Consider the following 6,833-nt stretch of genomic DNA (forward strand, 5'->3'; position numbering starts at 1 on the left):
GCGCACGCCGCGCACGGCGGGGCGCCCGCGACCCCGCCCGCCGCCGTCCGGTCCGTCGAGCGCGCCCCGGCGGACCGGTTCGAACGCGCCTTCCTCAACCTGCTCATCGCCCACCAGGACGACGCCGTCCAACTGGCCCGGATGGAGACCGCCCACGGCGAGGACGCCTGGACGCGGTCGCTCGCCGCGACCATCGACCGCTCACGCTCGGCGGAGATCGCCACGATGCTGGCGCTCCTCGACCCCCCGAAGTAGGTGACGGCCCATGCGCCGACTGCTCGCCGCCCTGATCGCCGTGCTCGTCTCGGCCGCGCTCGCCGCCCCGGCGCACGCGGCGGACGGACGCCTGACCGCCGCGTTCACCCTGTCCGGGACGACCGGGAAGTACGTCGTGTCCAACCCCGGCACGACGGCCGTGTCCGGCTGGACGCTGGTGTTCCAGCTGCCGTCCGGGGTGACCGCGTCCAACCCGCAGAACGCGACGATCACCCAGAACGGCACGAAGGTCACCCTGAAGCCCGCGTTCTACATCGACACGCTCCAGGGCGGGAAGACGACCGAACCGTACAGTCCCACGTTCACCCTCAGCCAGGCCGTCCAGCCGACGTCGTGCCTGCTCAACGGCGCGAACTGCGACGGGACGGGCGCGCCGCCGCCGACCCTCACCGGGGTCACCGCCGACTACACGGTCAGCGGGTCCACCGGCACGTTCGTCATCGCGAACCACGGCACGACGGCCGTGAACGGCTGGACGGTCGTGTTCACGCTCCCGTCCGGTGTCACGGCCGGCAACGCGAACAACGGGTCGATCAGCCAGACCGGCACCACCGTGACCCTCACCCCCGCGTACTACAACACGACGATCGCGGCCGGGAAGACGACCGACCCGTACAGCCCGACGTTCACGCTCAGTTCGTCCGGTGTGGAACCGACGTCCTGCCGGGTCAACGACGCCAACTGCGACGGCACGCCGGACACGCCGCCGTCCGCGCCGACCGGGCTCAAGGTCGTCGTCAAGACGACCAAGTCCGTCACGCTTAGCTGGGACGCGGCGAAGGCGGGCAGCCTCCCGGTCACCGCCTACGACGTCTACAACGGCTCCACCCTCGCGACGACCGTCTCCGGAACGACGGCGACCGTCAACGGCCTGACCCCGAACACCGCCTACTCGTTCACCGTCAAGGCCAAGGACCGCAAGGGCACCGCGTCCCCGGCCAGTGCCGCCGTGTCCGTCACCACCAACAACCCCTCGGACGACACGACCCCGCCGTCCGTCCCCGGCAACCTGCGCAGCACCGGTAAGGACTCCAGCAGCGTCAAGCTCGCCTGGGACGCGTCCACCGACAACACCGGCGTCGCCAACTACGACGTCCTGGTGAACGGAAAGGTCGCCACGACCGCGACCGGGACGAGCGCGACCGTCACCGGCCTCTCGCCGTCCACGTCGTACTCGTTCACCGTCCTCGCCCGCGACCAGTACGACAACGTGTCGGCGCAGAGCGCGCCGCTGCAGGTCACCACCGACGACGTGGTCAGCGGGTACGCCCGCGTCGGCTACTTCGTCCAGTGGGGCATCTACGGCCGGCAGTACTTCGTCAAGAACCTCGAATCGACCGGCAACGCCGCCAAGCTGACGCACGTCAACTACGCGTTCGGCAACATCGATCCGACCAACCTGACCTGCCTGGAAGGCGTCACCAAGGGCACCTCGTCCAACCCCGAGGACCCGAACCAGGGCGACGGCGCGGGCGACGCCGACGCCGACTACGCCCGGCCGATGTCGGCGGCGCAGTCCGTGGACGGCCAGGCCGACACCGGCTACGAGGCGCTGCGCGGCAACTTCAACCAGCTCAAGAAGCTGAAGGCCAGGCACCCGGACCTGAAGATCCTCATGTCGATCGGCGGCTGGACGTACTCCAAGTACTTCTCCGACGTGGCCGCGACCGACGCGTCCCGCAAGAAGTTCGTCGCCTCCTGCATCGACACCTACATCAAGGGCAACCTGCCGTCCTACAACGGCGCGGGCGGCCCCGGCACCGCCGCCGGGATCTTCGACGGCATCGACGTGGACTGGGAGTGGCCCGGCGCCGAGGGGCACCCCGGCAACCACGTCGGGGCCAACGACAAGGCCAACCTGACGCTGCTGCTCGCCGAGTTCCGCACCCAGCTCGACGCGCTCGGGCAGCAGACCGGCAAGCGCTACCTGCTCACCGCGTTCTCACCCGCCGACCCCGCGAAGATCAGCGCGGGCTGGGACCTGCCGGGCACGGCCAGGTCGCTGGACATCTTCAACGTCCAGGGCTACGACTTCCACGGCTCGGGCAGCGACAACTCCTGGGAGCCGAACCGGACCGGCCACCAGGCCAACCTCTACGCCGACACCGACGACCCGTACCCGTTCCACTTCAGCGTCGAGAACGCCGTGAACGCCTACCTCACCGCGGGCGTGAACCCGCGCAAGCTCGACATCGGGCTCGCGTACTACGGACGCGGCTGGCAGGGCGTCACCGACGGCGGCGTCAACGGCGACTGGCAGGCCGCCCAGGGTGCCGCGCCCGGCCAGTTCCAGGAGGAGGCCGGGACGCGCGGCTACAGCAACCTGGTCTCCAGCGTGCCGAACTGCACCGTCCACCACGACGAGCAGGCCGTCGCGACGTCCTGCTACACCGGCCCGGGCGGGCAGTGGTGGTCGTTCGACGACGCCTGGTCGATCGGCAAGAAGACCGCCTGGCTGAAGAGCAGGCACCTGCTCGGCGCGATGATCTGGGAGATGTCCGGTGACACCGGCACCCTGACCACCGCGCTCGACACCGGCCTGAACGCCCCCGCCCTCAAGCGGACCGTCCAGAAGTAGTCCCTCCCGAGCCCCCGCCCGGCCGTCCATGTCCCTGCGGCCGGGCGGGTCCCTTTTCCGGGGACGGCCGGACCCCGGAGAAGGGTCAGCCCAGCGCGGTGCAGGACTTCTCGTCGGGGAGCAGCGGACGGATCTGGACGCTGTAGACCTGTCCGCCGCTGCTGAAGGACGCGCCGAGCGGCGTCTTCGCGGCCAGCTTCCGGACGCGTGCGGCGTCCGCCCCGCCGTAGACCGTGCAGAAGCTGCCCTGGGGGAGCTTCGTACCCGCGCCGAGCGGCGACAGCGGCCACGCGACCGTGCCGGACGGCGCGGGCCGGTCGCCGCTGGGGAACGCGCTGACCGCGATGCGCTCAGGCTGGTAGACGTCCGGCGGGGACTGCTGGTCGCCCGCCGGCCACTGCTCGGGTTGGAGCTTCTTCCACACCGCCGTGGCCGGGACGTTGTGCTGCTCGGGCATGACGACGTCGGTCTGAGCCGAGCCCATCCAGATCCGCAGGACCATCGCGTCGGCGATCCGCGCGTCCGACCCGATCCTCCGGGACCGTTCGAGGCCCGCCTTCCTCGCCTCGGCGACGAGCTGCTGAAACACCGGCTGCTTCAGGTGGTACCGCTGGAGCCGCGCCTCCGGGCCCTTGCCGGGGACGATCGCCGTGCCGTCCGCGTAGAGGGAGAAGTCGGGGACCGTCCACGGGCCGCCGCGTCCGGCCATGCCGCCCGTCATCCGCCACCGCAGGACCAGGCCGTCGCCACCCTGCCCTATGGGAGGCGTGGCGGTGGCAGGGTAATCGCGCACGCCTTCCACCTTCGTCTGTGTTCCACAGCCGGTGAGCAGGGCGGCGCCCGTCAGGACGGCCGTCGCCCCCACCAGGATGGCCTTCACAGTGCGGGTCGTCATACCCGCCGTTCGTACGGAGGGAACCGCCATGCGGGTTGGACGCGCCGCGGCCCGCCCCGGTTCCGTCCGTTCGCGGCCGGACGCGAACGACGGCCCCGGCCGCCCGATACAAACGGAGGCCGCGGACACTGTGGGATTCGGCGGGCGATCTTCCGGGGCCGCCGCGCTAGTGTCACGGACGTGAGCGTGCTCGTGGTGACCGGGACCTGCACCGGAGTCGGGAAGACGGTGGCGACCGCGGCGGTGGCGTCGCTCGCCGCCGCGCGCGGATCGGCGGTCGCGGTGGTCAAGCCCGGCCAGACCGGCGTGCGGCCGGAGGAGGACGGCGACCTCGCCGTGGTCGGCCGCCTGGCGGGCGTGTCCGACCTGCACGAGTACGCGCGGTTCCCGGACGCGCTGTCCCCGGCCGCCGCGGCCCGCCTGGCCGGGCTCCCGCCCGTGGACCTGCCGTCGGTCGTCGGCCGGATCGCCGACCTCGCCGCGACCCGCGACCTGGTGCTGGTGGAGGGCGCGGGCGGGCTGCTGGTCCGCTACGACGACGAGGGCAACACGATCGCCGACCTGGCCCGCTGGCTGGGCGCGCCGGTGCTGCTGGTCGTCCGGCCCGACCTCGGCACGCTGAACCACACCGCGCTCACCCTGGAGGCGATGGCGCACCGGGGGCTGAACCTCGCGGGCGTCGTGGTCGGCTCCTGGCCGGACGAGCCGGACCTGGCGATGCGCAGCAACCTGCGCGACCTGGAGACCCTCGCGGCGCGTCCGCTGGCCGGGGCCCTGCCCGCCGGAGCGGGCGGGCTCGACCCCGCCGAGTTCCTCGTCGCCGCCCACCGGGGCCTCGCGCCCACGTTCGGCGGCTCGTTCGACGCCGTGGCGTTCCGCGCCCTGCACGCCCCCACGAAGGAGAGCCCGTGACCGACATCCTCGAGATCGCCCGGCGGCAGGTCCTGGGCGAGGGACGCGGCCTGGACCGGGAGCAGACGCTGCGGGTCCTGACCCTGCCGGACGACCGCGTCCCGGACGCCCTCGCGCTCGCGCACGACGTGCGGATGCGCTGGTGCGGCCCGGAGGTGGAGGTCGAGGGGATCGTCTCGCTGAAGACCGGCGGCTGCCCCGAGGACTGCCACTTCTGCTCGCAGTCCGGACGGTTCGAGAGCCCCGTCCGCTCGGCGTGGCTGGACATCCCCGCGCTGGTCCGGGCGGCGCGGGAGACCGCCGCGACGGGCGCGACCGAGTTCTGCATCGTCGCGGCCGTCCGGGGGCCGGACGAGCGGCTGATGGCCCAGGTCCGGGACGGTGTGAAGGCGATCAACGACGCGGTGGAGATCAACATCGCGTGCTCGCTCGGGATGCTCACCCAGGCGCAGGTGGACGAGCTGGCCGCGATGGGCGTGCACCGCTACAACCACAACCTGGAGACCGCCCGGTCGCACTTCCCGAACGTCGTCACCACCCACACCTGGGAGGAGCGCCACGACACCCTGCGCAGGGTGAAGGCGGCGGGCATGGAGGTGTGCTGCGGCGGCATCGTCGGGATGGGCGAGACCGTCGCGCAGCGCGCCGAGTTCGCCGCCGAGCTCGCCGAGCTCGACCCCGACGAGGTGCCGCTGAACTTCCTGGCGCCGCGTCCGGGCACGCCGTTCGCCGACCGCCCGGTGGTCGAGGGCGCCGAGGCGCTGAAGACGATCGCGGCGTTCCGGCTGGCGCTGCCGCGCACGATCCTGCGCTACGCGGGCGGGCGCGAGGTCACCCTCGGCGACCTCGGCACCCGCGACGGGATGCTGGGCGGCGTCAACGCGATCATCGTCGGGAACTACCTGACCACCCTCGGCCGTCCGGCCGAGCGCGACCTGGAGCTGCTCACCGAGCTGCGGATGCCGATCAAGGCCCTCTCCAGGACCCTGTAGGCCTCCGCCGCGGGCCCCTGTGGGCGCTCCCGCCGGGGATCAGTCGCGCTTGAGCCGGGTGATGAACTTGTACCGGTCGCCGCGGTAGAGCGACTGGGCCCACTCGACGGGCTGGCCGGTGGTGTCGAAGGCGTGCCGGGACAGCAGCAGCATCGGCAGGCCCACGTCCACCCCGAGAAGCTGCGCGTCGTGCGGCGTCGCGAGGACGGTCTCGATCGTCTCCTCGGCCTCGGTCAGGTGGACGTCGTAGGCCGTGGCGAGCGTCTCGTACAGCGACCGGTGCCGGGCGAACTCGCGGCGCAGGCCGGGGAAGCGGCGGGCGGGCAGGTGCGAGGTGTCGATCGACATGGGCTCGCCGTCCGCCAGCCGGAGCCGGTGGATGCGCAGGACGCGCCCGCCCGGCCGGATCGCCAGCAGCGTCGCGAGCCGCTCGTCGGCGCTCACGTACCCGGCGTCCAGGATGCGCGTCTCCGGGTGCAGCCCGTGGTGCCGCATGTCCTCGGTGTAGCTGACGAGCTGGAGCTCCTGGGACACCTTGGGCTTGGCGACGAAGGTGCCCTTGCCCTGGATGCGCTGCAGCCGCCCCTCGACCACCAGCTCGGCGAGCGCCTGCCGGACGGTCGTGCGGGACGTCTCGTACTTCTCGGCGAGCGTCCGCTCAGGGGGCAGCGGGCTGCCGGGCGGGAGCGACAGGATCAGCTCGACGAGCAGTTCCTTCAGCTTGTAGTACTTGGGGATGCGCGGCGCGGAGGCCGAGTGGTGACGGCCGATGTCGCTCAACGGCGTTCGCTCGTACCCGCCTGCGTGGCGGGACGGCGTGCCCCTGACCTCCGTCACGGCCTCTCCTCACGTTCATCATCGGTTGTCCCCGATGTTACGTGTGCAGACTACGGCCGGTAGAGCGCGCGATCATCTCCAGGGCGGTCCCGAGGACGGTGAGTTCCGCCTCGTCCAGGGTGGCGCGGGCGGTCAGCCGCAGGCAGGACCGTCCGTCCGGGACCGACGGTGGCCGGAAGCAGCCGACCCGCAGCCCGTTCTTGCGGCACAGGTCCCCGGCGTGCAAGGCCTCCCGCGCGCCGCCGAGGAAGACCGGGACGACCGCCGCCGCCGGGTCGGGGGAGGTCTCCAGGCCGAGGCCCGCGGCGAGCCCGGCGATGCGGCGGGCGCGGTCGCGGGCCCG

At 72.4% G+C, this 6,833-nt stretch carries 6 protein-coding genes and 1 pseudogene; 4 read left to right on the top strand and 3 right to left on the bottom strand.

From position 1 onward, the window contains the following. Together DZF91_RS09050 and DZF91_RS09055 are read left to right on the top strand one after the other, a co-directional pair. Window positions 1–255 (top strand): DUF305 domain-containing protein (locus DZF91_RS09050; RefSeq protein WP_117357022.1); only part of this gene is annotated, 255 nt, incomplete at its 5' end. Between the two features lie 10 nt (window positions 256–265). After that, complete coding sequence (locus tag DZF91_RS09055) at window positions 266–2,854, top strand: glycosyl hydrolase family 18 protein (RefSeq protein ID WP_117357023.1); 2,589 nt, start codon at window positions 266–268, stop codon at window positions 2,852–2,854. Window positions 2,855–2,939: 85 nt separating this feature from the next. On the opposite strand, the gene DZF91_RS09060 is transcribed toward DZF91_RS09055, so the two are convergent. Continuing rightward, window positions 2,940–3,749 (bottom strand): hypothetical protein, encoded by an 810-nt coding sequence (locus tag DZF91_RS09060; protein WP_147341067.1) that lies wholly within the window; start codon window positions 3,747–3,749, stop codon window positions 2,940–2,942. A gap of 186 nt (window positions 3,750–3,935) precedes the next feature. Between DZF91_RS09060 and bioD the strand changes: the two genes are divergently transcribed. After that, complete coding sequence (bioD, locus tag DZF91_RS09065; protein ID WP_407920899.1) at window positions 3,936–4,661, top strand: dethiobiotin synthase; 726 nt, start codon at window positions 3,936–3,938, stop codon at window positions 4,659–4,661. Then, the gene (gene bioB, locus DZF91_RS09070; RefSeq protein ID WP_117357026.1) at window positions 4,658–5,653 is read left to right on the top strand and encodes a biotin synthase BioB; all 996 of its coding nucleotides are present in this window, start codon (window positions 4,658–4,660) and stop codon (window positions 5,651–5,653) included. The genes bioD and bioB overlap by 4 nt, the downstream gene beginning before the upstream one ends. Before the next feature lie 39 nt (window positions 5,654–5,692). Here bioB and DZF91_RS09075 read toward each other — a convergent pair whose 3' ends face one another. Together DZF91_RS09075 and DZF91_RS39620 are read right to left on the bottom strand one after the other, a co-directional pair. Beyond that, entirely contained in the window at window positions 5,693–6,433 is a 741-nt protein-coding gene (locus DZF91_RS09075) for a GntR family transcriptional regulator (RefSeq protein ID WP_117357027.1), read from the bottom strand. A gap of 94 nt (window positions 6,434–6,527) precedes the next feature. Further along, window positions 6,528–6,833, bottom strand: a pseudogene (locus DZF91_RS39620) (8-amino-7-oxononanoate synthase); the annotation flags it as partial.

This window comes from Actinomadura logoneensis (genome assembly GCF_003428695.1).
Classification (GTDB): Bacteria; Actinomycetota; Actinomycetes; order Streptosporangiales; family Streptosporangiaceae; genus Spirillospora; species Spirillospora logoneensis.

What these genes read in the sequence shown, in the direction of transcription:
- DZF91_RS09055 (WP_117357023.1), top strand. Translation starts at nt 266, where the DNA reads ATGCGCCGACTGCTCGCCGCCCTGATCGCCGTGCTCGTCTCGGCCGCG.
- DZF91_RS09060 (WP_147341067.1), bottom strand. Translation starts at nt 3,749, where the DNA reads ATGACGACCCGCACTGTGAAGGCCATCCTGGTGGGGGCGACGGCCGTC.